The organism is Pseudomonas sp. MF08875, from assembly GCF_059862525.1.
The window spans coordinates 29,609-53,383 of the sequence record NZ_JCBCUW010000001.1 but is presented as its reverse complement, the minus strand read 5'-3'; the positions used below and the strand labels follow the sequence as shown (position 1 = coordinate 53,383).

Genomic DNA, 23,775 nt, shown 5'->3' with positions numbered 1-23,775 from the left:
CGCCCAATGAACACACCCGCCCTCCCACAGGCGAGGCTTATACCGGCCCGCAGCACGGCTTTGGCGCTATGGCCGCTGCTGCTGTCGCTGCTGTGCGTTAACGCCCTGGCCGACACGCCGTTGCGGGTGTCGAGCCAGAAACAGTCGCTGAAGATCCTCCTGCAAGCCGCCGGGGAATTGGAGAACGTGCCATACCCCATCGAGTTCGCCTCTTTTGGTGCGGCGGCGCCGACGGCCGAGGCGTTGGCGGCGGGGGCGGTGGACATCGGTAGCCTGGGGGATGCACCGTTTGTGTTTGCCGCCGCGGCCGGGGCGCCGCTGAAAACCGTGGGGGTCATCAAGCTCAACGTCACCCAGACCGCCGTCGCCATTGTGGTCAAGGCCGATTCGCCGCTGCGCGACGCGGCCTCCCTCAAGGGCCAGCGCATTACCACTACCAAGGGCTCCATCGGCCATTTCCTGGCCCTGGCGGCGCTGCGCTCGGTGGGGCTGCATGGGCGCGACGCACAGTTTGTGTTCCTGCAACCGGGGGACTCGCGCAGCCTGCTGGCCAATGGCGGCGCACAGGCCTGGTCGACCTGGGACCCCTACACCAGCATGGTGCAGATGGAGGGCGGCAGCCGCGTGCTGGTCAGCGGCGAAGGCCTGTTCGCCGGGCACATGCTGCTGGTGGCCAACGACGCGGCGATCCGCGACAAACCGGCGCAACTGCGCGATTTCCTGCAACGCCTGGGCCGCGCCTACACCTGGGCCGACGCCCATCAGCAGGCGTTTTCCAACATCCAGGCCGGCTACAGCGGTTTGCCGGTGGCGATCCACGCCGCGTCTAACCGTTACGCCCGCGCCCACCGTATCGATGTCGGGCCGGCGGTGGTCGATGACGTGCAGCACACCGCCGACCTGTACCGCGAGGAGGGCATCATCCACGGCACTTTCAATGCCGCCCATTACTTTGACGGGCAATTCAACGAACCCAACTAACAGCGCGGTAAAGCGCGAACTGTAAGCCTTGCGCAGATCAACTATGCACCACTTTAAAGTGGCCGCTTATCGCGCCTATTTGCCTGATTTTCAATACATTTTTAAGTTAGGTGAATAGAGATAAAGGGTATTTCACAAGGGCTTTACAGCTACCTAAAGTTGCTGTGAAACAAATTGTTTCAGTGTTAAACATTCCAGGGATTCAGGGAGTTTGCATGTTTACAGTCACCACTGCCGAGCAACTTACCGCGCAGCATATTCTGGATGTCGTGGAGAAACGTTCCTATGGCGTCCAACTCAAAGGCTTCTGCCCGCCCGACACGCTGCACGTGGCCCGTGAGCGCCTCCTGCACCAGGACTTGCGCAGCGCCTTCAGCCAGCAAACCGAGTTCGTGCGCATCGGCAAGGCCTACATCGAGATCCAGGACGAGCGCAGTCGCGCCGAGTACCACGCCCAGGCGCCGGGCACTATCCGCCGCATCCGCGAACTGTTCCGCCCGCTGGCCTCGCCCATCGATGAACTGCGCCTGCTGCTGGACGAGACCTGGCCCCAGGGCGCGCACCTGCTGCAAGTGGACGGGCAAAAGTGTTTTGTCGGCATCGCCCGCTTTCAGGGCAGCGGTGTCGACCTCACGCCCCACACCGACGACCTGGAGCGCAATGCGCCGCCGGGCCACGAGCCGAAACTGCTTAGCCAACTGTCGACCAACATCTATTTGCAGATCCCCGAGGACGGCGGCGAGCTGGAGATCTGGGGCATCGAGCCCGACGAGCAGGAGTACCAGCGCTTGCGCGGCGAACGGGCCTACGGCATCGAGCGCCACCTGTTGCCGCCGCCGGATTTCGTCATCAAACCCGAGCCCGGCGACCTGATTCTGCTCAACCCGCGCCTGATCCACGCCGTGCGCCCTTCGGCCAGCAGCACCCGGGTCACCCTCGGGGTTTTTATCGGTTACTACGGCGAACACCAGCCATTGGCCTACTGGAGCTAAACCCATGAGCAGCGTGCAAGAAATCAACCTCAAGGCGTACTTCAACAAAGGTGGCGAAGACCACAGCTTCGACGGCAAGAAAGTGGTATTGGCGGTCAGCGTCGGCCAGGAGTACCACGAAGACCAGAAGCTGCGCTCTACCATCCACCTGATAAACCAGTCCGGTTTCAGCCACGTCAAAGTGGTGGTGGCCGACACCCTGCAACGCCACAACAAGCACGGCAAATCCCCGGGCGAAGCGTTGTCGGCGTCGATCCGCGACGGCGATGCGTGGCTGGCGCGCAACCAGGGCATCCTCGACGGCTTGCGGGTGCCGTACCACATCACCCGCTGGAACCAGGAACTGGCCAGCGACCACTACGCCGACCTGCGCCAACAGCTCAACGGGGTGTACCAGCAGCGTGCGGAACTGCGCGAGGCCATCGAAAGCACCATTGCCGTGTTCACCGACCGCTTGCGCCTGCGCGACGAGCACGCCGATATCGAACGGGCAGCGGCCCAGTGCCGCGAATACATCCTCGAAGAAATCCCCATCATCCTGCCGCTGTGGGCGGGCGAGGGTTATGACTACGTGCTCTACCCCCAGCCAATGACCGCCGCCATGGCCACCAGCCGCGACCTGCTGATCGAACCCCACAGCCCCGACCGCGTGCGCTGGCTGCCGCTCAAATTCAAAAAACGCGGCATCCCCATCCCCTTCAACCTGCCGGGCGTCATCCATCCCAACTGGTCCAGCGGGGCGATTGCGATCTAGCCCGCCAACGGGGGGGCAGCAGGCTAATTGTGGGGGCGGGCAAACCCGCTACTACAGAGCGTGCTGATTGCTCGGTAAGCGGCTTTTCTAATGGTTTTTTTGACTTTCAACCAAGGAGTTTCCATGGGCGTTTTTGCGCAACAGCAACGCAAGTGGTGGGCGTTGCTGGGGGTGAGCATTGCCAGTTTTCTCGGCTGTGTCGATTTCACCATCGTCAACACCGCGCTGCCGGCGTTGCAGGCCGATTTGGGCGCGTCGGTGGACAGCCTGCAATGGGTCATCAATGGCTTCATCCTGGCGCTGTCGAGTGTCATGGTGCTGGTGGGGCGCTTGGCGGACCTGCATGGGCGCAAGCGCGTGCTGTTCATCGGCCTTGGGGTATTTGGCCTGGCGTCGCTGGCGGCGGGGCTGGCGGGGCGGGTCGATGGCCTGATTGCCGCGCGGGTGGTGCAGGGCCTGGCCTGCGCGGTGTTGTACACCGCGTCCGGGGCGATTGTCGCCAGCACCTTTGCCAGTCATGAGCAGGGCAAGGCCTTCGGCGTGCTGTTTGGCGTCAACGGCGTGGGGCTGGCGGTGGGGCCGGTGTTGGGCGGGGTGATTAGCGCCGCGTTCGGCTGGCCATGGATCTTCCTTATCAACGTGCCGTTCGTGCTGCTGAGCCTGGGCATTTGCGCCTTGAGCGTCGATGAGTCGCGCAGCGGCGATACGGGCGCAACCCTCGATTGGCCCGGCGCGTTGTTGCTGCTGCTGGGCCTGCCGAGCCTGGTGCTGGTGATCGTGCAGGGCGCGGCGTGGGGCTGGACCTCGGCGCCGAGCTTGAGCCTGGGCGCCATTGCGGCAGCGGCATTGCTGGCCTTCGTCCAGGTGGAGAGGCGCGTGGCGGCGCCCATCATCGATGTGCAGTTGTTCGCCAACCGGCGCTTTGTCGCCGGGGTGGTCGCCAGTTTTGGCCTGGCGGTGTTCTATTGCGTGGCGTTTTTCGTGATGCCGCTGTACCTGGCACTGATCCGTGGCGAAGGCGTGCAGGCCAGCGGTTGGCTGCTGTTGCCCACCACCCTGGGGGTGGCGCTGTTGTCGCCGCTGGTGGGGCGCCTGGTGGACCGCAAAGGCCCGGCGCTGCTTATCAAAACCGGTTTGCTGCTGTTTGTGCTGTCGGCGGCGCTGCAAGTGGGCTTCGACCGCCAAACCTCGCTGCCCTACTTGCTGGCGGCGTTTGGCCTGATGGGCCTGGGCTGGGCGAGCATCCTCGGGCCGTCCACGGTGCTGGGGATCAGCGCCGTGCCCCAGGACGTCAGCTCGGTGGCCATGGGCTCGCTGATGACCTTGCACAACGTCGGCGGTGGCCTTGGGCTGGCGGTGGGCGTGGGGCTTTATCACCACTTTGCCGGGCCACTGGCGGGGGATGTGCAGGGGGCCTTCTTGCAGGGCTACCGGGCGGTGATGGTGTTCCTCGCCCTGGTGAGCCTGGCGGTGTGGGCGCTGGTGAGCCTGTTGCTGCGGGCGCCCGTGCCTGCGCCGCTGGCCGAGGAGGGCGCCCACGGTGGCTGAGTGCGGCGGGCAGATCCGCCTCGGTGCGTTCCTCTGCGGCGCCAACGCCTCGCTGAACGCCTGGAGCGCTGGCCGCTGTGGGAGCTGGCTCTGCCCGCGATGGCGCCCGGCCAGCCTCTACAAAGCGCCCCGCACTCAGCGCTCCACCGGCACCGCCAACCCTGGATGGGTCAGGGCGTGGGTGCGGGCGTCGAAGAAGTGCAGTTCGGTGTCCAGCCCTTCAAACAGCGCCGCGTAGTGGCGTTTTTGGTGCTGCACAAAGGCCGCGGTGCGGGCCTTGATGCCGATGGCCAAGGCCTTGGGCCGGGCCAGGCGCAGGGCTTGGACAAGGTGCTGGTCCTGCTCGCCCAAGTTATGGCCGAGGATGCACAGGGCACCGTGTTGGCCCAGCAATTGCTGGTGGCAGAACGACAGATAGTCGGAGCTGCGAATGGTCTTGAGCTTGTCCTGGCTGCTGCCTTCATTAATGAACAGCGGTACGTCGTCCAGGGTCTTGATCGTATTGTTGATGGCGAAACTGCCGAGCAGGCTGGCCTCGGTGCTGGTCAGCTTGCGCGCGGTGCCGTCGCTGTTGCGCACCAGGTGCAGGCCGCCGTGCAGGTACAGCACGCGGGTTTTGGTCGTGGCGGTGCGGTTGAGGTCGAAGCTGGCGTCGGCACCGTCGAACAGGTCGCTGAGGGCTTGGGGGGCATGCTGGATCGCCCAGGAGGTGAGCAGGTCGTAGTTGCTGGTGAACACCGTGGGGTAGCGCGCCAGTTCCTGGCTGAGGGTGGCCAGGGTGGCCGGTTTGACCAGGCGCCAAGGGATGTGCACGGCGTGCACGCTGTTGATGAGCGCTTCCTTGATGGCGTAGTAGCGGTTGCGGGGTGCCGCCGAGCTGACGGCCAGGGCTTTGTTGACGCGGCTGGTGGTTTTCAGCGCGCTCAGTGCCTGCTCGAACACCCGCGTGCCGAGGGCCTCGAACACGCTCAGTTCTGAAGGCCCCAGGGGCTTTTCTTCCACCGTGCGGGCGTTTTCGAACAGCGAGTCGTAGCCAAAATCGTCCCACACCGCGCGGCTGGCGCCATTGCCCAGCAGCAGGGCGGTGCAGTCGAGCGTGGCGCGCAGGGCGTTCCAGTCGGCGAGTTCGGCGTCAAATTCCTGGAAATCCTTCATTGCGGTTTTTCGTCTCAAGGCGTGTCGTTGGGCGGGGCGCAGACTCTAGCACGATGGGAAGTTGAGCCAGATCAACAACTGCCCTGACCTATGGGTCGATCCTGTGCGCATGCGTCGGGCCCTGTCATCGGCCCGGCCCCCATTTGAGAGGATTGGCCATGAGCAGCACGTTTTTTATTCCCGCCGTCAACATCATGGGCATTGATTGCCTGGAAGAAGCCATGGTTGCGATCCGCAACTACGGTTTCACCAAGGCCCTGATCGTCACCGACGCCGGTTTGGCCAAGGCCGGCGTGGCCACGGCGATTGCCGAGAAACTGGCGATGCAGGACATCGACTCGGTGATTTTCGACGGGGCCAAGCCCAACCCCAGCATTGCCAACGTCGAGGCGGGTTTGGCGTTGCTCAGTACCAGCCAGTGCGATTTCATCGTGTCCCTGGGCGGCGGTTCGCCCCACGACTGCGCCAAGGGCATCGCCCTGTGTGCCACCAACGGCGGGCATATCCGCGACTATGAGGGCGTGGATCAGTCGACCAAGCCGCAACTGCCCCTGGTGGCGATCAACACCACCGCTGGCACAGCCAGTGAGATGACCCGTTTTTGCATCATCACCGACGAATCGCGCCACGTGAAAATGGCCATCGTTGACCGCAACGTCACGCCGCTGTTGTCGGTCAACGACCCGGCGCTGATGGTGGCGATGCCCAAGGGCCTGACCGCCGCTACCGGCATGGACGCCCTGACCCACGCTATCGAAGCCTATGTCTCGACCGCCGCCAACCCGATTACCGACGCCTGTGCGATCAAGGCCATCGAATTGATTAGCGCTAACCTGCGTCTGGCCGTGCGCGACGGCAGTGACCTACAGGCCCGTGAAAACATGGCCTACGCGCAGTTCCTCGCCGGTATGGCGTTCAACAATGCTTCCCTGGGTTTTGTGCATGCCATGGCCCACCAATTGGGCGGTTTCTACGACTTGCCCCACGGCGTGTGCAATGCGGTGTTGTTGCCCCATGTGCAGACTTTTAACGCGGTGGTCAGCGCTGAGCGCCTCAGCCATGTGGCCCATGCCTTGGGCACGGATATACGCGGTATGAGTGCCGAGGAGGGGGCCCAAGCCGCCATCGTGGCGATTCGTTGCCTGGCCCAGGATGTGGAGATTCCCGCCGGTTTGCGCGAGTTGGGCGCCAAGTTGCAGGACATCCCGGTATTGGCCGCCAACGCGCTCAAGGACGCCTGTGGCCTGACCAATCCGCGTGCGGCGGATCAACGCCAGATCGAAGAGATTTTCCGCAGCGCCTTCTGACCTTCGCGCAGCGCCCGTGGCATGGCCATGCGCGGGCGCTGCTCAGTGGCGCACTTCGGCGCCCTGTTCGCCGAGCAAATCCCCGATTAACTCGCACAGTACCCGGATCACGTTGGGCTGCATGTCGGCACGCAAGGTGATTTTGAGCGCCGCTTCATGCCGCGCCACCAACGGGAAAAATATCGGGGCGGTGAGAAAACCGATCTTCGCCAACTCCCCCGCGACCCTGTTGGCCACCTCGGCCTTGCCACAGGGGATGAGGCGGATGGGCAGACCATTGGCCCGTTGCGGCGTCTGAATGAGGCGGTCGAAAAAGCGGATATTGACCTGAAGTTTTTCCTGCCATTGCGTGAATTCCCCCGTGCGGTGCAGGGCAACAGCCGCGCGGCCGGCGCCGATGCACGCTGCGTTCAAGCTTTGCGAACCATTGCCCGGCGCACCGTAGCGCAACGCCAATTGGCGCTGGCGCGGGTTGGCGAACATTACCGCTGCGCCGCTGGCGCCGAAGGCATTGGCCAGCGAGGCGACGACCAACAGGTCATCGTCCAGGGCGGGCACCCGGGGGCGCACCGAGCCCGCGCCGTACTGCCCAACGGTGCTCAGCCCGTGGGAATCGTCCAGGTAGAGGAACACGCCGTAGCGGTCCTTGAGGTACAGCAGGCTGTCGAGGTCGGCAACGCCGCCCATGGGGTACACCGCGTCGGCCACGTAGACGATTTTGGCGTAGCGCTTGCACAGGTCTTCCAGCACGTTCATGTCGTTGTGGGGCACGGTGATGACCTGGGTTTCATCACTGCACAGCGCCCGCAGGCGGCTCATGGAGCAATGGGCGCGGCGGTCAAACACCATCACCGGCGCGGTGTTGCCGGTCAGCGCGCCACTGGCCAACAAGGGCAGGATCGCGGCGCTGGCGGCGCTACACGACAGGGTGCTCAGGCAACAGGCGCCGAACAGTTCCGACAGCTCGTTTTCGTACTGCTCCAAAAGCGTTAACTGACAGCGCTGGCGCACATTGGCGACGCGCAGGGTGCCGGCGTCCTGCAGGCCCTGAATGGCGCCGGCGAGAATAGTTGGGTGGTAGTCCAGGCCCAGGTAGGAGGTGCTGCTGAAGTCGCGCAACTTGCGCCCGTGCTGGTCGAGCAAGTGGTTGGGGTTCTTCACCTCGACATGCAGGCCACACACACGCTGGGCCTCGGCCGCTTGCCAGTCGCGGTCGGCCAGGGCAATGACTTTTGTGTGGTGGATAAAGCGGTGCAAGGGTGATGCTGGGTGGTTCATGGGGCAGTCCTTTGTGTGAACAGTATCTGTTTCTTTTTGTGTCAGCTTGACGGGGCGTGACTTTACAGAGCCTTCATCACCCAGATGAATCGGCTGCTTCTCTTACGGCTGCGGGGCGCTGGATGCTTGCGTGTAGGCTTTTACTGATGCTGTTGTGGGGTCGTCCGCAAGCCCCCGTCGGGGCCAGTAACGGCGATATTCTGCCGCTCCCATCGCCCGCCCCGCTGAGCCTTTGATGCTGCATAAAAGCCTGATCCGTCGCCTGGACCTGATAACCCTGCAACTTTTTGTCGCCGTCCATGAGGAAGGCACCCTGACCCGGGCCGCCGGCCGTGAGGCCATCGCACTGTCGGCCGCGAGCAAGCGCCTGATGGAGTTGGAAGAAGCGCTGGGCATCGGCCTGTTCATGCGCCAAGCCAAGGGCATGGTGCTGACGCCCGCCGGGGAAACCCTGCTGCACCACGCCCGCAAAATGCTGTTCAACGTAGAGAAAATGGGCTTGGAACTGAGCGAACACAGCTTCGGTGTGCGTGGCTACGTGCGCATGTTGGGCAACCTCTCGGCGATCATTCAGTTTTTGCCCCAGGACCTGCGGGACTTTTCCGAGCACCACCCCCACGTCAAGGTCGACCTCGAAGAGCGCCCTAGCAGTGGCGTGATCCAAGGCGTACTCGACGGTGTGGCGGACTTCGGTATTTGCTCGCGTGACAGCGATGTCAAGACACTGGGCGCCGTGCCTTATCGCCACGATCAATTGATGGTGGTGATGCGCGCCGACCATGAGTTGGCCAGCGCCCGGGAACTGGCGTTTGTCGACACCCTGGGCAGCGACTATGTGGGCCTGCATGCCGCCAGTTCGATCAACATGCGCACCCACGCGGCGGCGCGTCAGGCCGGGCGGGTGCTGCGCCTGCGTATCCACGTGCCGGGGTTTGACGCGGTGTGCTGCATGGTGTTGGCCAACATGGGCATCGGCATCCTGCCGCAACGGGCCTTCGAACTGATTGGCCAGCCCTTGGGCCTGCATGCGGTGCCGCTGAGTGACGACTGGGCACGTCGCACGTTGATTCTGGTGGTGCGGGACGAGGCTTCGCTTTCTCCTGTAAGCCGCATGCTCTTCGAGCGGTTACGCTTGGTGCATGGCGTGTAGGAAACGGCTGGCCGTTTTGGCATCCATTGCCCGTTCGTATTTGGCGAAAGCCTGTTGCCAACTCACGGTTGGATTCCCCGCCCCGCGCTCCTCTAGCCTTGGTCGAACTTCCAAGAACAAGAGGTAAGCCCCATGAACGCCTCCACGAGCGAAACGACCGCCCTGTACGGGATCAAGGTCATTGAGATTGGCACCCTTATCGCCGCGCCTTTCGCCGCGCGCCTGCTGGCGGAGTTCGGCGCCGAAGTCATCAAGATCGAAGCCACCGGCCAGGGCGACCCGTTGCGTAAATGGCGAAAGCTCCATGAGGGCACATCACTGTGGTGGTACCTGCAATCGCGCAACAAGAAGTCCCTGGCGTTGAACCTCAAGTCCGCCGAGGGCGTGGCGCTGGTCAAACAACTGGCCACTACCGCCGATGTGCTGATCGAGAACCTGCGCCCCGGTGCGCTGGAGGCCCTGGGCCTGGGCTGGGATGAGTTGCATGCGATCAACCCGGGGCTGACCCTGGTGCGTATCTCCGGCTATGGCCAGAGCGGCCCGTACCGCGACCGCCCCGGTTTCGGCGCCATTGGCGAGGCCATGGGCGGGTTGCGTTACACCACCGGCACTCCGGGTTCGCCGCCGGCGCGGATGGGGGTGAGCCTGGGGGATTCATTGGCCTCGCTGCATGGCGTAATCGGCGCGCTGATCTCGTTGTTGCGGGTCAAGACCGGGCGCGGCGCGGGGCAGGTCGTGGATGTGTCGCTGGTGGAAAGCGTATTCAACGTGATGGAAAGCCTGGTGCCGGAGTACGACTTGCTGGGCCATGTGCGTGAGCGCAGCGGCGGTTCGCTGCCGGGCATTGCGCCGTCCAACACCTACCTGACGGCGGATGGCGCCTACGTGGTGATCGCCGGCAACAGCGACCCGATCTACAAACGCCTGATGACCGCCATCGGCCGCGAAGACCTGGCCCTGGCGCCGGAGTTCGCCCACAACGACGGGCGCGCGGCCGGTAGCCGGGTGCTCGATGCCGCTATCGGCCACTGGACGTCCAGCCTGCCCATCGAGCGCGTGCTGCACGTGCTGGATGCCGCCCAAGTGCCGGCCGGCAGGATCTATTCGGTGGCCGACATCGTCGCCGACCCCCACTACCAGGCGCGGGAGATGCTGCTGCAGGCCGAGTTGCCCGGTGGCACCCGGGTGAAGATGCCGGGCATCGTGCCCAAGCTTTCCGCTACGCCAGGGGCGGTGAACTGGTCCGGGCCGGGCCTGGGCCAGCACACCGACGAAGTCCTCGCGGGGCTGGGCTTGAGCGTGCGGCAGATCGAAGGCCTGCGGGCTGCGGGGGTGGTGCAATGATCTCGGATTTCTCCCAGACCCTGGTGATCCAGGAAGTGTCGCCCCGCGACGGCTTGCAGATCGAGCCGATCTGGGTCGAAACGGTGGACAAGATTGCGCTGATCGACGAACTGTCCCTGGCCGGCTTCAGCCGCATCGAGGCCGGCTCGTTTGTCTCGCCCAAAGCGGTGCCGGCGCTGCGTGACAGCGAGCACGTGTTCCAGGGCATTACCCGTCAGCCGGGGGTCGTTTATGTAGCCCTGGTGCCCAACCTCAAGGGCGCGCAACGGGCGTTGGCGGCTCGGGCCGACGAGCTGAACCTGGTGATGTCCGCTAGCCAGACCCACAACCTGGCGAATCTGCGCATGAGTTGCGAGGGCTCCTTCCTCGCGTTCGGCGAGGTGGTGGAGAGTGTCCGCGGTACGGCGGTGGGCCTCAACGCCACCGTGGCGACGGCGTTTGGCTGCCCGTTCGAGGGCAAGATCGATGCCGACCGCGTGCTGGGCATAGTCGACGGCTACCTGGAGTTGGGCATGCACGGCATCACCCTGGCCGACACCACGGGCATGGCCAACCCGTTGCAGGTCGAACGCCTGGTGCGCCGAGTGTTGCAGCGGGTGCCGGCGGCGCGCCTGACCCTGCATTTCCACAACACCCGGGGCCTGGGCCTGTGCAACGTGTTGGCTGCTTTCGAGGCCGGTGCACGGCGCTTCGACGCCTCCCTCGGGGGCTTGGGCGGCTGCCCGTTCGCGCCGGGCGCCTCAGGGAATATCTGCACCGAGGATCTGGTGAACCTATGCGATGAAATGGGCATCCACACCGGCATCGAGCTGCCCCTGCTGCTGCGCCTGTCCCGGCGCCTGCCCGCGTTGCTGGGTCATGAGCTGCCCGGCCAGGTCGCCAAGGCGGGCACTCCCCAACATCTGTATCCGGTGCCGCAATACGTCGCAGGGCTGTAACCCGGAAAACCATAAAAACAATCGGGCGCCTGCGGGCGACCCACTGGAGAAATTTCATGAGCCTGAATGTCCTGGGGGTCGGCGCGAGGCCGGCCACTTCTCAAGATGCCGAGCGGGCGGTGGTGCGCAAAGTCGCCTGGCGCCTGATGCCGCTCATCATGGTGTGCTACCTGTTCGCGTTTTTTGATCGCATCAACATCAGCTTTGCCAAGTTCCAGTTGCAGGCCGACCTGAGCCTGAGCGACACGGCCTATGGCCTGGGGGCCGGGCTGTTCGTGGTCGGCTATGTGATCTTCGAGGTGCCGAGCAACATGATGCTGTACCGGGTCGGCGCACGGCGCTGGATCGCGCGGATCATGATGTCCTGGGGCTTGGCCACGGCGGCCATGGTGTTCGTTACCGCCGAATGGCAGTTCTATGTGCTGCGTTTCCTGATTGGCGCCATGGAGGCCGGTTTCGCGCCGGGGGTGCTGTATTACCTGACGCTGTGGTTCCCTCAGCATTTCCGTGGCCGGATCACCTCCATGCTGTTCCTTGCCTCGGCTTTCGCCGGGTTGGTGGGGGCGCCGTTCTCGGGGCTGGTGCTGCAGCACCTGGATGGCGTACTGGCGATGCGCGGTTGGCACTGGTTGTTCCTGCTCGGAGGCTTGCCCTGCATCGGCCTCGGCTTGTTGGTACTGGGCCTGCTCAAAGACCGTATCGAAGACGCACCGTGGCTGAGCGCCGCAGAGAAAATGCTTCTGGCCAGCCGCATCGCCCAGCACGAACCGCACAAGCACGGTGGCTCCTTGCTCTCGGCGCTGCGCATTCCAGGGTTTCTGACCCTGGGCCTGATCTACTTCCTGATCCAGGTGGCGTCCTATGGCCTGAACTTCTGGGCACCGCAGATGATCCGCAGCGCCGGCACGGAGGACCCGGTGATGATCGGCCTGCTGACCGCCATCCCCTACGTCTGCGGCGCGATCACCATGGTCGTGATGGGGCGCTGGTCGGACGCCACTGGCGAGCGGCGCAAGTTTGTCTGTGGCCTGGTTAGCCTGGGCGCGGTGGGGTTCTTTTGCGCCGGGATCTTTGCCAGCCACACCACGTTCCTCATCATCGCCCTGGGCATGTTGGGCGCCGGGATCATTGCTTCGATCCCGGCCTTCTGGACCTTGCCGCCCAAGTTGCTGGCAGGGGGCGGGGCGGCGGCGGCCGGCGGCATCGCGGTGATAAACACCCTGGGCCAGTTTGGTGGGATCGTCAGCCCGGTAATGGTCGGCCGCATTCGCGACCTGACTGGCAGCACCACGCCGGCGCTGTACGTGATCGGCACTGCCGCGTTGCTCGCCGCGGCCCTTGTGTTGTGGGGGTTGCCGCAGAAGCTGCGGGCCCTGGACACCCCGCGGGCGGACTGACACCGATCAGTGGCTGGTGGCCAGGGCCTTGGCGGCCGAGCCACCGAACTGGATCAGCCCTACACCGGCAATCAGCAGGATGGCCCCCAGCAGGCGCGGCGGGGTCAACTGCCGCTCCATCAGGCCGAACCAGCCGAAGTGGTCCAGCACCAGGGACGCGATAACCTGCCCGGCCAGCGCCAGGGCAATGAACCCCGATGCGCCGAGCCGGGGCAGCAGCACCAGCGCCAGGGAAATGAAGCACACCCCGAACGCACCGCCGGCCCACATCCACAGCGGCGCCTTGCTGATAAAACCCAGGGATGGCAGCGGTAGGCGCAGCATCAGGATGATCGGCAACAGCACCGCGATACTCACCAGCAGCGAGGCGAGGGTGGCCCACAACGGGTGGCCCAGGCCGCGGCCGAGGTTCGCGTTGATCGCACTCTGGAAGGGCACGACCGCCCCGGCGATCACTGCCAGTAGTAAAAGGCCAAGCCAATGCAAAGGGTTCATGTGAAGGTTCCTGGAGGTTTTGCTGGACTCTAATGTATTCATAGTTTTAATTTAAATTCAGTTTTCAAATGTAGAACATGCACAAAATGAATGATCTGCGCCGTATCGACCTCAACCTGTTGGTGGTGCTGGACGCCTTGCTCAGCGAGCAACAGGTGACCCGCGCCGCCGAACGCCTGCATTTGAGCCAACCGGCGGTGAGCCATGCCCTAGCACGCCTGCGCGACATGCTCGGCGACCCCTTGCTGGTACGCGCCGGGGCTGGCTTGGTGGCCACGCCTCGGGCCTTGGAATTGGCGCAACCTCTGGCCGAGGCCTTGGCGCGGGTGCAGGCATTGCTGGCGCCGAGCCAGTTCGACCCAGCGTCGGCCAAGCGCCGGTTTCGCCTGGCGATGTCTGACTATGGCGCGGCGCTGGTGTTGCCAGGGTTGATACGCACCTTGCGCCAGCAGGCGCCGGGCATCGACCTGGTGGTCAGCCACGCCAGCCGCGAAGGCATGCTCGATGGCGTGCTCAACGGTGACATCGACCTGGCTGCCGGGGTGTTCCCCGAACTGCCCCATGAGCTGCGCAGCACCCCGCTGTTCGAGGAGCACTTCGCCTGCCTGGTGGATCGCCACAGCCTTGGCGCCGACGGCCAGCTCGACTTGCCCACGTACCTGGCGCGGCCCCATGTGCTGCTGGAGATGCGCGGCAGCGGCACCCCGGAAATCGAGCGGGCGCTGACAGCGATCCGCTGCCGCCGTCATGTGGCGGTCAGCCTGCCGCACTGGAGCGTCGCGCCACACCTGATCGGCGGCACCGACCTGATTCTCACTGTTGCCTCGCGGGGGTTGCGGGGTATCGACGACCCAGGGTTGGCAGTGGTGGCCCCGCCGTTCAGCATTCCCAACTTCAATTTCGTGCTTGCCTGGCACGAGCGCCGGGGTGGCGACCCGGCCCTCAATTGGCTCAACGGGCAGATTGAACAAGTGTCGGGCCGCGTGCCGCAGGCTCAGCGGTAGCTAGTAATCTTTAGCGCCTGAGATAGACTGCGGCGATTCGCCTCATGTCGTTTGGCCATCTGCCTTGGACATGATCGACCTTCATTACAGTTCTCGATGGAAAACGGGATGACGCCTTCCTTGCTGTTCGCGGTACTGGCTTCTGGTTTTATCTATGGCATCACCCCAGGCCCGGGCGTGCTGGCGGTGTTCGGCATCGGCGCGGCGCGAGGGCGCCGGGCGGGGGCGGGGTTCCTCTGCGGGCACCTGCTGGGCGATGTGGTGTGGTGTAGCACGGCGCTGATCGCCATTGTCGGTGCGCGGGTGATCGGCAGTACGGCGTTCGACGTGCTGGGCGTGCTTAGCGGCCTGTACCTGTTCTGGCTCGGCGCGCGGGCGCTGGGTGCGCGGCGCAACAGCGACCCGGCCACCCAAGGCCCGGCGCGGCAACCGTTCTGGCATGGCGTGGTGTTTGGCCTGACCAACCCCAAGGCTTACCCGGTGGCGGTGGCGACCTTCACGGCGCTGCTGTCCAGCCGTGCCGAACTGCTCAACTGGGAAATGCTGCCGTGGCTGATTTTCCTCAGTTTTATCGGCGGGCTGGCGGCGTACGCCATCCTGATCGCCGTGGTTGGCGCGCGGCACGTGCGTACCCTGTACCAGCGCCATGAGCTGGCGATCACCCGGGTTTGCGGCTTGATGTTCATCGGCTTCGCCATCAATGCCCTGTTGCACGCGGTGCCCGGGTTGCTGGCGAACAAAACCCTGGATTGACCCTCCAGGGAGCAGCGCTGCAGTAATGGCCCCAGGGACGGATACTCAATGCTGGATTTTTACGGGCAGTATCGACTCCAGATGGCAACCAAGAACTCCGCTCCACTGGCGAGCTACATCGATCTATTGCTGGATGCCGTGTGCGCGGTGGACGGGCAGGGGCGTTTTGTCTTTGTCAGCGCCGCGTGCGAGCGGATCTTCGGCTATACCCCCGAGGAACTGATCGGCCGGGCGATGATCGACCTGGTCCACCCCGCCGACCGCGAGCGCACCCTGCAAGCGGCGCGGGAAATCATGGGCGGTCAGCCCATGCCGAATTTCGAGAACCGCTACCTGTGCAAGGACGGGAAAATCGCCCATATCCTTTGGTCGGCACGCTGGTCGCCCGTGGATCAACTGCGCATCGCCGTTGCCCGCGACATCACCGAGCGCAAGTTGGCCGAGTCCAAACAGGCTGCGCTTTATGCCATCTCCGAAGCCGCCCATGCCGCCGAGGATTTACTGGCGTTGTTCGGCCGCATCCACCGCATCATCGGCGAGTGGCTGCCGGCGCTGAACTTCTCCGTAGCGCTGTACGACCACCAGTGCCAGCAGATCAGTTTTCCTTATCAGGTTCACGACCAGAACGCTGCGCCGCAGCCTCAAGGCGTGGACACGGCCAGCCTGTGCGCAGAGGTCATCCGCAGTGGCCAGCCGCTACTGCTCACGCCTGAGGACAGCGGCCGGTTGCCGGCCTTCGACGCGTTGGCCCATGACCTGCACTCTTCCTGCTGGCTCGGCGTGCCGCTGACATCCCCGCGCGGCACCATCGGCGCCTTGGTGGTCAAGAGCCCGCCGGGTGGGGAGCACTACACCGAGCAGGATAAGGAACTGCTGCAATACGTCTGCGCCCAGGTGGCCACCGCCATCGAGCGCAAGCAACTGCACGCGCGTTTGCAGCACATGGCACAGTTCGACCAGTTGACCCAACTGCCTAACCGCGAACTGCTGCGCGAACGGGTGCGGGCGGCGCTGACCCGCGCGCGGCAGGAGGCGGGGCGCATGGCACTGCTGTACATCGACCTGGACAAGTTCAAACAGGTCAACGACAGCTACGGGCACGGCGTTGGCGACCTGCTATTACAAGCCGTGGCCAGCCGCCTCAAGGGCTGCGTGCGCGAAAGCGACACCGTCGCGCGCATGGGCGGCGATGAGTTCGTCGTGCTGCTTGAAAAGGTGCACGAAGAAGAGGATGGCCGACGCGTGGCCGAGAAGATCCGCCAGGCCCTGAGCCAGCCGCTGCACCTGGGTGGCCATCTACTGACCATCGTGCCCAGTATCGGCCTGGCGTTTTACCCGCAGCACGGCGACGAAGACACGCAATTGTTCAAGCACGCCGACGATGCCATGTACGCCGAAAAACGACGCCAGCAAGCGCTCTGAACTGGGGCCGTTCGTCGTGGCCGCGACAAGTTTTTTAAACCTTTACGGTGCCAGGCATTCTGAAGTTGTGCGGGCGTCCCCCGCGCCAGTCACTCAGGAGGCAAGGCTAAGGCCTGCGCCTCAACTGCCATCTTCAAGGAGGGCGCGATCATGAGCCTCAAGGCCAGCCGATTACGCACCGTCAGTTTTTCCCTGCTCTTGGGCCTGTGGGCCAGCCAGGCCTGGGCCCAGACGCCCACGCAATTCATCGACGACGCTTCGGCCCAAGCCATCGCCGACATCGAACTGAACCGCATGGCCCACCAGAAAACCGAGTCCCAAGAGGTCAAGGACTACACCATCCAGGTCATCAACGACCGCACCACCGCCAACCAGCACCTGGCCAAAATCGCCAAGCAACTGGCACTGCCCGTGGCCGAGCGCAGCGAAGTGGTCGACAAAGCCAAACGCCTGATGCCCCAGGTCAAGGACGGCGACACCTTCGACCAGGCCTACGCCGCCGCTCAGGTGAAAAACACCGAACAAGCCATCGAACAACTGCAACAACAGGCGAAAACCAGCGAACTGCCGGAACTCAAGGCTTTTGCTGAAGAAACCCTGCCCAAACTGGAAGAACACCTGGAGCGGGCGCGGGCATTGGCGGGCAGGTAACACGAACCTCTGTTTTAGGTGGGCGTGGGCGCTTGTGATGGCGTCGATTGTCGCCGGGTGGAAATGTCCGGCCCATTCAGCGGCTTGTCGAAGCGGTGGCTTGCGAGATGACGGGGCACAAAAAAACCGGCGTATTAGCCGGTTTTTTAGGTTCGCTGTTTGCCACAAGGAGCGGGAACAGGCGAGGAATAAGTGGAGCGGGTGAAGGGAATCGAACCCTCGTTATCAGCTTGGGAAGCTGGAGTAATGCCATTATACGACACCCGCTCAGAGCGGCTGACTTTGTACCAGATGTGCGCTTGGATTTGAAGTTTTTCTTTGTCGGGTCAACACATTAGTGGCCGGTATTGAGAGAGCAAGCCCCACGTATCGGGTGTTTTGGCCGTGGCGTGGGGCTTGTTTGCAGGGCGGGTCAAAGGGCCAGTGCAGGGTGGGCCGGGTGGTGGAGGTAGCGCGGTCGGGTTTCGTGTTGGCCGGGTTTGAGGAAACCTATCAAGGCGTGGCGGGTGTCGCGGCAGGCGGCTTTGTGTTCCATGTCGAGGAAGTGCCCCGTGGCCTGGACGGTGCTGAAGCTGCTGTGCTGCACGTGGTCGGCGAACAGTTTGGCGTCGCTGGCGGCGGTGTATTCATCCCATTCACCATTGACGAACAGCACCGGCACGCTGATTTTTTTCGCGGCACGCAGGTAGCAACTGCGGTCGCTGGTGAGTACGTCGTTGATGTGAAAGCGCATTTGCCCATATTCGTGCTCGGCCAGGTTGCTGACGTGGCGGTAGTTGAAGCGCTTGAACAGGGACGGCAGGTGTTTGCCGATGGTGGAATTCACCAAGTGCCCGACCCGGTCGCGGTCCAGGGCGCCGAGGTAGCCAGCCCCGCGTTCGAGGTAGTCGAGCATGGGCGCGTTGATGACCGGCGAGAACGAACTGACCACGGCTTTTTCGATCCGTCGTGGCCGTTGGGCCAAGGCCATTAGCGTGGCCGCGCCGCCCCAGGAGAAGGACAGGATGTGCTCGGCGGCGAAGTGATCGATCAGTTCCAGCAGGATCTGCCCTTCGACGTCCTTGGTGAGCATTTTTTCATGGCGGTTGTGGGCCTTGGATTTGCCCGCGTAGGGCTGGTCGTAGAGCACCACATTGAACTGCGGGTGCAGGTTTTTCACGGTTTGGGCAAATGACGCAGTGGTGGCCATCGAGCCGTTGACCAGGATGATGGTTTTTTCTGCGGCATCTGCGCGATAGAACTCCGTGTAGACCCGGTACTGCCCCTGTATATCCAGCACGGCGATTTCTGGCCTCATGTCGTAAGACTCCTGGCAAGCAAGCGGGTATGCGCGCAACGTGAGTGTGCACGGGCTTTGTGACAGGTAGGCATACGCCTGCAAGTGAGGGCCCATGTCGATCCGCTGGGGCTGGTCGACGGGTGTTGTTATAGGCGGGCAATTTGCCGGAATGCGTTGAGCCTCAAGGGCCCAGGCCAGCAAATTTTTTATTGGAAGTGGCTTGTGACTGTGCGGTCATGTTACGGCCGACCGTTTGATTCAAGCAGGGCATCGGGCAACCCGCAAGTACCGAATGGCCATTGTCCTGCAACCTGCAGGGCCGACTTCAGATCTGCTGGATTTCATCCGGGGTTAAGGCACGGTACTGGCCCGGCGCCAGGGCCGGGTCAAGCACCAGCGGCCCCATGGCTTCGCGATGCAGGCGCAGAACCTTGTTGTCGAAGTGGCCGAACATGCGTTTGACCTGATGGTAGCGGCCTTCGACGATGCTCAGGCGTGCGGTCCTGGGGCCCAGCACTTGGAGTTCGGCGGGTTGGGTGGTGAGGTTTTCAAAGGCAAAGTACAGGCCGGCGGCGAATATCTGTGCGTAGTGCGGGCCGATGTCTTGCTCGGTTTCGACGTAATAGACCTTGGCCAGTTTGGTCTGCGGCTGGGTCAGGCGCCGCGACCAAGTGCCATCATTGGTCAGTAGCATCAGGCCGGTGGTGTTGAAGTCCAGGCGCCCGGCGATGTGCAGTTGGTGCTTGTCCGGTGCGGCGATCAGGTCCAGGACGGTTTTGTGCTCTGGGTCGCGGGTGGCGCTGACGCAGCCCTTGGGCTTGTGCAGCATTAGATAGCGCGCGGGCGTTGCAGCTTGCAGCAACTGGCCATCGCATTCGACCCGGCTGAACTCGCGCACGTCATGGTGGGGGTCGCTGACGGTGTGCCCGTCCACCTGCACGCGGCGTTCTGCCAGCAGCAGGCGCACCTGTTTGCGGTTGAAGCAGGGCAGGTTGCTGAGAAAGCGATCGAGGCGCATGGCTATCGGCGGGCGGCGAATGGGGCGCGCATGTTACTCCACGGCCGGGGCCGCTGCCTGCAACTGCGCGTCGACTTGCGCGCAGCGCGGGCACAGGCACGCGGCGTTACGCAGTTCGGGGGGCAAGGCCTGCAGCACGCGCGGGTCGATGCTGACGCTGTAGCACCAGCAGGCCTGGTCGGCGCTACGCGGGTCGGCCAGGGTGCAGCCGTTGCGGGCGCCGCAGGCCGGGCACAGTTCGGGTTTATTCATAGCTTGAGTGAGGCATTTCTACGCAGGTGCGGTTGCGGCCCGTCTGTTTGGCCCGGTACATCGCCTGATCGGCCCGGGACAGCAAGCTGTGCAGGGTGTCGTCGGGTTGCAGGGTGGTGAGGCCGATACTGACGGTTATTTGCAGGGTTTGCCCCTGATAGTCGTAGCGTTGTTCTTCGATGCGCGTGCGAATTTTTTCGGCAATCATCAGGCCATCCTGGCCGTCGGTGTCTTTGAGCAGCACGATGAATTCTTCACCGCCCCAGCGGCAGATGATGTCGGATTGGCGCAGGCAGCTTTCCAGGTCTCGGGAGAAACCGGCCAGCACCTTATCGCCGGCGAGGTGGCCGTAGGTGTCGTTCAGGCGTTTGAAATGGTCAAGGTCCAGCAGCATCGCGGCCAGGGGCTTGGGCTCGCGCTGAGCTTCGTGCAGCGCTTGCGCGGCCAGCAGGTCGAAGCCACGGCGGTTGGGTAGGTCGGTGAGGCTGTCGAGGGTAGCCTGGGTCTCGATCCGCCGTTGGTAACGGTTGACCACGCGGTTAAGCAGCGCCAGCACGATGAGCGTGACGATCAGGCAGATCAGCAGGTTCAGGTACAGCGACTGGCGGATCTCGCCCAGGGCGCTGTCTTCGCGCTTGTCGACGAACAGATACCAGTTCAGTTCAGGAATAAAACGCACATTAAGAAAGTGCTCCTGGCCTTGGGCCGAGTATTCATAACTGCCACTGTGGGGCTTGGGCAGTTTGGCCAGCAGGTCTTTGAGGCTTTCCAGGTCATGCAGCGATTGCCCGGCGCGCGCGCCTTGCGGGCCACCGTCGGCACCGGTGAGCACGAGCCGTCCCGTGGTGTCGACGAAGTACACGCTGCGCTGGTAGCGCTGCTGGTAGGTGTCGATCAGTTTTATCACCGCATCGACGGTCAGGCCCACACCAGCGGCGCCGATGAACTGGTTCGCGTAGTCGTAGACTTTGTAGTTGATGAAGAACGTCAGGCTGTCCTGGTTGGCCATGTCCAGGTCAACGTTGATCTCGTAGGGCGTGGCCATGTCGCGCACGCGGAAGTACCAGGCATCGCGGGGCTCATCGACGGCGATTTTCTTCAGCACGCCCTTGGCCTGGTAGTAGGTCAGGCTGCTGTTGGAGACGAAGAACGCGGTGTATGCGCCGTAGTGGGTCATCACTTCGTTGAGGTAGCGGGTCATCTGCCCCGGCTCGCGCTCGCCGGCCATCACCCAATCGCGCATGAAGGTGTCGCGGGCCATCATCGAGGAAATCAGGATGGGCCGTACCAAATCCTTCTGGATTTCCGAGTAGACGGTGTCGGAGGTCAGGGGCAGTTCGGTGTTGACGATGTTGTCGCGAATGGAGGCCCGCGAGGCGTAGTAACTCAGTAGCGAAGTGGCGAGGAAGCCACAGCCCAGCAGAGCGATAAGGGTGGTGACCAACCCGCGTTGGGAGTAGAGCGCAGAACGAAGCGGCATAGCGATTCCATGGCTAGAGACCTGATGGGTGCATTCTAGTGGCACCGAGGGTAAATGATGGAGGCATTTTCGGCCGCCTTGCGCTGCTGCAAAGCCGGGAAGGGGGGGAGTAACGAGTTGCCTGGCATTGTTCTTATTGTTGTTTGGGATTAAGCCTACAGAAAGTCCCATTGTTAAATTACTAATGCCCGATAGTCTCATCACTGTCCGCTGTAAACGTATTCGCAAGGAATCGAAACAGGCGGACTTAATTAACGACTATCAGGGGTTAGTTATGAAAATGAAATTTCTTGTTGCCGCGGCACCATTGTTTTTTTCCATGAGTTCGTGGGCCGTTAGTTTTGAAAGCTGCCCTGCACCGGCGGATATCACCGGTAAGTACGGCATCTACACGGCAACTACGGCCAGTGCCAAAGGCGAGTGGCTTGGCGTGCTCAGCCCGTCGGCAGTGCAAAACCAAAAAGTGGTGTCGTTTGAGAATGGAGTGTTCTACCCCAGTAACAATGCCAGTGGAACAGTGGGCACTGTGGGCTATTGCCAATATAAAGTGGGTAATGGTGAAGGCTTGAATATGCGTTATCGCCCGAACGAAAGTTCTGATGTTTTAGTACAGCTGAGGAACCTGGATAAGTGGAAGCAAGTTACCACCGAGATTGGCTTGGTGTTGTATGAATGCACCAACCAGGCACCGGGCGACTGTGCCTTCAGTGATGTCGAACAATAATTCGCGCGGATAACCGCAACCGCCAGGCAGCCACCCGGGTACCCTCGTTTGTATTCGGGTGTTGCTGAATGGCACCAGATTCCGTTTTTGTTGTCAGATATTTCGTCAGTCGGTGTATTTGCCGGCTGACGCCAACCAGCGTCGCTGGCATGGCCCATCAGCGGTCCAGGAGGCCGCCATGTATCGCCGAATTCTTCTGATTGTTGTGCTGGGTCTGTCTCTTGCTGCGTGCACGCCTTACTACGATGGAGGGTCGACGTACTACCGTTCCGAGGTCTACAGCACGCCGGCACCGGCCTATTACTACGGTGGCGGGAGTTACTACCAGGATCGCAATCGCTATTACAGCCCGGCCCCGCGTTATTACTCGGCGCCTCGTTATTACCAATCGGCTCCGCGCTACTACCAGCCTGCACCACGCATGGCCTACCGCGCCTACCCCAATCGCGGCTGGGACCAGCACCGCGGCCCGCGGGGTGACTATCGCGGGCGCGATGAGCGCGCCGAGCATGGCAACCGCGGCCACGACAGAGGCCACAACCGCGGCGAGCGTGATGGGCGGGGTGATCGCGGTCACCGTGGCGGGCACAACCGCTGAGGCTTGTCCTAGCCTATTACCGTTACTTAAAACGTTGAGCCGGAGGGGGCGAGCTTGCTCGCTCCCTCCGTCGTCTTGGGGTCATGAGCGTCAATACTCAGATAAATCCGCCAGCGGATGCCTGCCTTCCCAAGCCTTGTGAAAATGCGCCTCGATCACGGCTGGGGGAATGCCGTTGATATCGGGCCAGTGCCAATGGGGCGTCTGGTCCTTGTCGATCAGCCGGGCCCGCACGCCTTCGCTGAACTCGGGATGACGGCAGCAGTTGAGGCTCAAGCTGTATTCCATCTGGAATACCTGGGCCAACGACAAATGCCGTGCCCTGGCAATTTGCTCCCACACCAGATGCGCGGTCAGCGGGCAGCCTTCGGTCATGGTCTTGGCGGCGCGGGCCAGTAGCGGGTCGGGGTGGTCGCGCAGTTGGCTGATGGCCCGCCAGGCACCTTGCACGTCGCTGACATCCAGCCATTGATCGATCTCCCCACGCCGGGCCAGCCACTGGCCGGCGGGCACCTGCGCGCTGGCTTCTTGTTGCAGGGCCTTGAGTAGGCTGTTGAGCTGCATAGGCGTCTGTTCCTGCCAGTTGAGTTGCAGCAGCCCTTCGATCAACGCTTCCTGTTGTTCATCCAGCAAGAAGCGGTCGGCCAGGTCCAGGTCGAGGGCGTCGCGGCCGTTCAGGTGCGCGCCGGTCAGGCCGAGGAACAAACCGAGCTTGCCGGGCAGGCGCGAGAGAAACCAACTGGCACCCACATCCGGGTACAGGCCGATGCTGATTTCCGGCATCGCCAGGCGACTGCTGGGGGTGACGATGCGGATGTTGGCGCCTTGCAGCAGCCCCATGCCGCCGCCCAGCACGTAGCCGTGGCCCCAGGCGATCAACGGTTTGGGGTAGGTGTGCAGGCCATAGTCGAGGCGGTACTCGGCGGCAAAGAATCGCGCAGCCAGGGGCGGCACTTCACCGGGCTGGGCGCGGCAGGCTTGCACCAGGCTGCGCACTTCACCGCCCGCGCAGAAGGCCTTGGCGCCGTTGCCGCGCAGCAATACGCAGACGATTTGCGGGTCCTTGGCCCAGGCGTCCAGGCGTTCGCTCAAGCCCAGGATCATCGGCAGGGAGAGGGCGTTGAGGGACTTTTCGGCGTCCAGGCTGGCGATGCCGATGCGTGCGCCGTCGGTGCCGGTCAGCTCTTCAAAGTGCAGGTTCATCGTGACCTCAATCGGGAATTTGAGCGTTCAGTATGATCGCTGTGTAGGAAAG

The 23,775-nt window shown here is 63.2% G+C and carries 23 protein-coding genes and 1 tRNA gene; 15 read left to right on the top strand and 9 right to left on the bottom strand.

Going from position 1 to position 23,775, the window contains the following annotated elements; all coding sequences use genetic code 11:
• Positions 1 to 6 precede the first annotated feature (6 nt).
• The 4 genes from AC19YT_RS00290 to AC19YT_RS00275 all read left to right on the top strand — a co-directional run bounded on the left by AC19YT_RS00290 (position 7) and on the right by AC19YT_RS00275 (position 4,275).
• On the top strand, positions 7 to 981 hold the full coding sequence (locus AC19YT_RS00290; RefSeq protein WP_256576504.1) for an aliphatic sulfonate ABC transporter substrate-binding protein: 975 nt from the start codon (positions 7 to 9) through the stop codon (positions 979 to 981).
• 215 nt (positions 982 to 1,196) lie between these two features.
• Positions 1,197 to 1,973, top strand: coding sequence for a 2OG-Fe(II)-dependent halogenase WelO5 family protein (locus AC19YT_RS00285; protein WP_095107109.1), 777 nt, complete (start codon positions 1,197 to 1,199; stop codon positions 1,971 to 1,973).
• A 4-nt stretch (positions 1,974 to 1,977) separates the two neighbouring features.
• Complete coding sequence (locus tag AC19YT_RS00280; protein WP_095107111.1) at positions 1,978 to 2,727, top strand: tRNA-dependent cyclodipeptide synthase; 750 nt, start codon at positions 1,978 to 1,980, stop codon at positions 2,725 to 2,727.
• 123 nt (positions 2,728 to 2,850) lie between these two features.
• Positions 2,851 to 4,275 carry an MFS transporter gene (locus AC19YT_RS00275; RefSeq protein ID WP_500599690.1) on the top strand — a complete coding sequence of 475 codons (1,425 nt, stop codon included), beginning with the start codon at positions 2,851 to 2,853 and terminating at the stop codon, positions 4,273 to 4,275.
• Between the two features lie 135 nt (positions 4,276 to 4,410).
• Here AC19YT_RS00275 and AC19YT_RS00270 read toward each other — a convergent pair whose 3' ends face one another.
• On the bottom strand, positions 4,411 to 5,430 hold the full coding sequence (locus AC19YT_RS00270; protein ID WP_500609522.1) for a DUF4917 family protein: 1,020 nt from the start codon (positions 5,428 to 5,430) through the stop codon (positions 4,411 to 4,413).
• Positions 5,431 to 5,588: 158 nt separating this feature from the next.
• Between AC19YT_RS00270 and yiaY the strand changes: the two genes are divergently transcribed.
• The gene (gene yiaY, locus AC19YT_RS00265; RefSeq protein ID WP_095107117.1) at positions 5,589 to 6,737 is read left to right on the top strand and encodes an L-threonine dehydrogenase; all 1,149 of its coding nucleotides are present in this window, start codon (positions 5,589 to 5,591) and stop codon (positions 6,735 to 6,737) included.
• Positions 6,738 to 6,779: 42 nt separating this feature from the next.
• On the opposite strand, the gene AC19YT_RS00260 is transcribed toward yiaY, so the two are convergent.
• Positions 6,780 to 8,015 (bottom strand): aminotransferase class I/II-fold pyridoxal phosphate-dependent enzyme, encoded by a 1,236-nt coding sequence (locus AC19YT_RS00260; protein ID WP_095107119.1) that lies wholly within the window; start codon positions 8,013 to 8,015, stop codon positions 6,780 to 6,782.
• A 235-nt stretch (positions 8,016 to 8,250) separates the two neighbouring features.
• Between AC19YT_RS00260 and AC19YT_RS00255 the strand changes: the two genes are divergently transcribed.
• The 4 genes from AC19YT_RS00255 to AC19YT_RS00240 all read left to right on the top strand — a co-directional run bounded on the left by AC19YT_RS00255 (position 8,251) and on the right by AC19YT_RS00240 (position 12,844).
• Entirely contained in the window at positions 8,251 to 9,165 is a 915-nt protein-coding gene (locus AC19YT_RS00255) for a LysR family transcriptional regulator (protein ID WP_095107121.1), read from the top strand.
• Between the two features lie 132 nt (positions 9,166 to 9,297).
• On the top strand, positions 9,298 to 10,509 hold the full coding sequence (locus AC19YT_RS00250) for a CaiB/BaiF CoA transferase family protein (RefSeq protein ID WP_500599695.1): 1,212 nt from the start codon (positions 9,298 to 9,300) through the stop codon (positions 10,507 to 10,509).
• Positions 10,506 to 11,447, top strand: coding sequence for a hydroxymethylglutaryl-CoA lyase (locus AC19YT_RS00245; RefSeq protein WP_095107124.1), 942 nt, complete (start codon positions 10,506 to 10,508; stop codon positions 11,445 to 11,447). Before AC19YT_RS00250 ends, AC19YT_RS00245 begins: the two co-directional genes overlap by 4 nt.
• Before the next feature lie 56 nt (positions 11,448 to 11,503).
• A complete protein-coding gene (locus AC19YT_RS00240; protein ID WP_095107125.1) occupies positions 11,504 to 12,844 on the top strand; it encodes an MFS transporter in 1,341 nt (446 codons plus the stop codon).
• 6 nt (positions 12,845 to 12,850) lie between these two features.
• On the opposite strand, the gene AC19YT_RS00235 is transcribed toward AC19YT_RS00240, so the two are convergent.
• On the bottom strand, positions 12,851 to 13,339 hold the full coding sequence (locus AC19YT_RS00235) for a DMT family transporter (RefSeq protein ID WP_095107127.1): 489 nt from the start codon (positions 13,337 to 13,339) through the stop codon (positions 12,851 to 12,853).
• Positions 13,340 to 13,416: 77 nt separating this feature from the next.
• On the opposite strand from AC19YT_RS00235, the gene AC19YT_RS00230 reads away from it, so the two are divergent.
• The 4 genes from AC19YT_RS00230 to AC19YT_RS00215 all read left to right on the top strand — a co-directional run bounded on the left by AC19YT_RS00230 (position 13,417) and on the right by AC19YT_RS00215 (position 17,169).
• A complete protein-coding gene (locus tag AC19YT_RS00230) occupies positions 13,417 to 14,343 on the top strand; it encodes a LysR family transcriptional regulator (RefSeq protein WP_095107128.1) in 927 nt (308 codons plus the stop codon).
• Positions 14,344 to 14,451: 108 nt separating this feature from the next.
• Complete coding sequence (locus tag AC19YT_RS00225) at positions 14,452 to 15,096, top strand: LysE family translocator (protein ID WP_095107131.1); 645 nt, start codon at positions 14,452 to 14,454, stop codon at positions 15,094 to 15,096.
• 81 nt (positions 15,097 to 15,177) lie between these two features.
• Positions 15,178 to 16,518: a sensor domain-containing protein gene (locus AC19YT_RS00220; RefSeq protein WP_095107719.1), complete on the top strand. Its 1,341-nt coding sequence runs from the start codon at positions 15,178 to 15,180 to the stop codon at positions 16,516 to 16,518.
• Positions 16,519 to 16,668: 150 nt separating this feature from the next.
• On the top strand, positions 16,669 to 17,169 hold the full coding sequence (locus AC19YT_RS00215; RefSeq protein ID WP_500609521.1) for a DUF4142 domain-containing protein: 501 nt from the start codon (positions 16,669 to 16,671) through the stop codon (positions 17,167 to 17,169).
• 193 nt (positions 17,170 to 17,362) lie between these two features.
• Here AC19YT_RS00215 and AC19YT_RS00210 read toward each other — a convergent pair.
• The 5 genes from AC19YT_RS00210 to AC19YT_RS00190 form a co-directional block, all read right to left on the bottom strand.
• Positions 17,363 to 17,436, bottom strand: a tRNA-Gly gene (locus tag AC19YT_RS00210).
• A 145-nt stretch (positions 17,437 to 17,581) separates the two neighbouring features.
• A complete protein-coding gene (locus AC19YT_RS00205) occupies positions 17,582 to 18,466 on the bottom strand; it encodes an alpha/beta fold hydrolase (protein WP_500599699.1) in 885 nt (294 codons plus the stop codon).
• A gap of 307 nt (positions 18,467 to 18,773) precedes the next feature.
• The gene (locus AC19YT_RS00200) at positions 18,774 to 19,466 is read right to left on the bottom strand and encodes a pseudouridine synthase (protein WP_500609520.1); all 693 of its coding nucleotides are present in this window, start codon (positions 19,464 to 19,466) and stop codon (positions 18,774 to 18,776) included.
• 33 nt (positions 19,467 to 19,499) lie between these two features.
• Positions 19,500 to 19,718: a cysteine-rich CWC family protein gene (locus AC19YT_RS00195; RefSeq protein WP_500599701.1), complete on the bottom strand. Its 219-nt coding sequence runs from the start codon at positions 19,716 to 19,718 to the stop codon at positions 19,500 to 19,502.
• Positions 19,711 to 21,198, bottom strand: coding sequence for a sensor domain-containing diguanylate cyclase (locus AC19YT_RS00190; RefSeq protein WP_095107146.1), 1,488 nt, complete (start codon positions 21,196 to 21,198; stop codon positions 19,711 to 19,713). Before AC19YT_RS00190 ends, AC19YT_RS00195 begins: the two co-directional genes overlap by 8 nt.
• A 274-nt stretch (positions 21,199 to 21,472) precedes the next feature.
• Here AC19YT_RS00190 and AC19YT_RS00185 point away from each other — a divergent pair, with 274 nt between their 5' ends.
• Both AC19YT_RS00185 and AC19YT_RS00180 read left to right on the top strand, forming a co-directional pair.
• Positions 21,473 to 21,922 (top strand): DUF3757 domain-containing protein, encoded by a 450-nt coding sequence (locus tag AC19YT_RS00185; RefSeq protein WP_500609519.1) that lies wholly within the window; start codon positions 21,473 to 21,475, stop codon positions 21,920 to 21,922.
• A 178-nt stretch (positions 21,923 to 22,100) separates the two neighbouring features.
• Complete coding sequence (locus AC19YT_RS00180) at positions 22,101 to 22,520, top strand: hypothetical protein (RefSeq protein ID WP_500609518.1); 420 nt, start codon at positions 22,101 to 22,103, stop codon at positions 22,518 to 22,520.
• A 90-nt stretch (positions 22,521 to 22,610) separates the two neighbouring features.
• On the opposite strand, the gene dspII is transcribed toward AC19YT_RS00180, so the two are convergent.
• Positions 22,611 to 23,723 (bottom strand): enoyl-CoA hydratase/isomerase DspII, encoded by a 1,113-nt coding sequence (gene dspII, locus AC19YT_RS00175; RefSeq protein WP_500609517.1) that lies wholly within the window; start codon positions 23,721 to 23,723, stop codon positions 22,611 to 22,613.
• Between the last annotated feature and the right edge of the window lie 52 nt (positions 23,724 to 23,775).

Coding starts and splice junctions, on each gene's coding strand:
- dspII (WP_500609517.1), bottom strand. CDS start 23,723: ATGAACCTGCACTTTGAAGAGCTGACCGGCACCGACGGCGCACGCATC.
- AC19YT_RS00275 (WP_500599690.1), top strand. CDS start 2,851: ATGGGCGTTTTTGCGCAACAGCAACGCAAGTGGTGGGCGTTGCTGGGG.
- AC19YT_RS00225 (WP_095107131.1), top strand. CDS start 14,452: ATGACGCCTTCCTTGCTGTTCGCGGTACTGGCTTCTGGTTTTATCTAT.
- AC19YT_RS00255 (WP_095107121.1), top strand. CDS start 8,251: ATGCTGCATAAAAGCCTGATCCGTCGCCTGGACCTGATAACCCTGCAA.
- AC19YT_RS00200 (WP_500609520.1), bottom strand. CDS start 19,466: ATGCGCCTCGATCGCTTTCTCAGCAACCTGCCCTGCTTCAACCGCAAA.
- AC19YT_RS00195 (WP_500599701.1), bottom strand. CDS start 19,718: ATGAATAAACCCGAACTGTGCCCGGCCTGCGGCGCCCGCAACGGCTGC.
- AC19YT_RS00260 (WP_095107119.1), bottom strand. CDS start 8,015: ATGAACCACCCAGCATCACCCTTGCACCGCTTTATCCACCACACAAAA.
- AC19YT_RS00215 (WP_500609521.1), top strand. CDS start 16,669: ATGAGCCTCAAGGCCAGCCGATTACGCACCGTCAGTTTTTCCCTGCTC.
- AC19YT_RS00185 (WP_500609519.1), top strand. CDS start 21,473: ATGAAAATGAAATTTCTTGTTGCCGCGGCACCATTGTTTTTTTCCATG.
- AC19YT_RS00205 (WP_500599699.1), bottom strand. CDS start 18,466: ATGAGGCCAGAAATCGCCGTGCTGGATATACAGGGGCAGTACCGGGTC.
- AC19YT_RS00290 (WP_256576504.1), top strand. CDS start 7: ATGAACACACCCGCCCTCCCACAGGCGAGGCTTATACCGGCCCGCAGC.
- AC19YT_RS00250 (WP_500599695.1), top strand. CDS start 9,298: ATGAACGCCTCCACGAGCGAAACGACCGCCCTGTACGGGATCAAGGTC.
- AC19YT_RS00235 (WP_095107127.1), bottom strand. CDS start 13,339: ATGAACCCTTTGCATTGGCTTGGCCTTTTACTACTGGCAGTGATCGCC.
- AC19YT_RS00245 (WP_095107124.1), top strand. CDS start 10,506: ATGATCTCGGATTTCTCCCAGACCCTGGTGATCCAGGAAGTGTCGCCC.
- AC19YT_RS00240 (WP_095107125.1), top strand. CDS start 11,504: ATGAGCCTGAATGTCCTGGGGGTCGGCGCGAGGCCGGCCACTTCTCAA.
- AC19YT_RS00220 (WP_095107719.1), top strand. CDS start 15,178: ATGGCAACCAAGAACTCCGCTCCACTGGCGAGCTACATCGATCTATTG.
- AC19YT_RS00270 (WP_500609522.1), bottom strand. CDS start 5,430: ATGAAGGATTTCCAGGAATTTGACGCCGAACTCGCCGACTGGAACGCC.
- AC19YT_RS00285 (WP_095107109.1), top strand. CDS start 1,197: ATGTTTACAGTCACCACTGCCGAGCAACTTACCGCGCAGCATATTCTG.
- AC19YT_RS00280 (WP_095107111.1), top strand. CDS start 1,978: ATGAGCAGCGTGCAAGAAATCAACCTCAAGGCGTACTTCAACAAAGGT.
- AC19YT_RS00230 (WP_095107128.1), top strand. CDS start 13,417: ATGCACAAAATGAATGATCTGCGCCGTATCGACCTCAACCTGTTGGTG.
- AC19YT_RS00190 (WP_095107146.1), bottom strand. CDS start 21,198: ATGCCGCTTCGTTCTGCGCTCTACTCCCAACGCGGGTTGGTCACCACC.
- yiaY (WP_095107117.1), top strand. CDS start 5,589: ATGAGCAGCACGTTTTTTATTCCCGCCGTCAACATCATGGGCATTGAT.
- AC19YT_RS00180 (WP_500609518.1), top strand. CDS start 22,101: ATGTATCGCCGAATTCTTCTGATTGTTGTGCTGGGTCTGTCTCTTGCT.